Origin of the sequence: Paraburkholderia sp. SIMBA_030, from assembly GCF_046535245.1 — a bacterium.
Lineage (GTDB): Bacteria > Pseudomonadota > Gammaproteobacteria > Burkholderiales > Burkholderiaceae > Paraburkholderia.
The window spans coordinates 1-316 of record NZ_JAWRXB010000233.1 but is presented as its reverse complement, the minus strand read 5'-3'; the positions used below and the strand labels follow the sequence as shown (position 1 = coordinate 316).

General features: G+C 61.4%; 1 protein-coding gene. It reads left to right on the top strand.

Going from position 1 to position 316, the window contains the following annotated elements:
• Positions 1–80: 80 nt before the first annotated feature.
• Positions 81–316, top strand: a 236-nt coding sequence (locus tag SB772_RS39800) for a hypothetical protein (protein WP_410838491.1), incomplete at its 3' end; no start/stop codon positions are given.

Below are 316 nucleotides of genomic sequence, written 5' to 3'. Positions count from 1 at the left end.
GTATCGGATCCGCAGCACTTACCCTTGACCCGCGGCTTCCGTTAGTCATCCTTCGAGGGCGTTCGGAACATGTTGACGCCATGATTCGGTTCATCGTGATGCAGCTTGTTAGTTTTCAGGCATCTGCCTTGTCACCGATCATTCTCCTTGGGCCCGTGGACCGGCTACCGCTGCCCGCCCGATTCCTGCCCGGCACGTACCTTGCCGCCTCCCCGTCGGCGGCGCTGGCCACCCTCCACCGACTGCGCAACGGGGAAAGCGGGCATCTTATCCTTTTCGATGACGCCTCCCTGGAGGACAACCAGGGGCTTGCAAC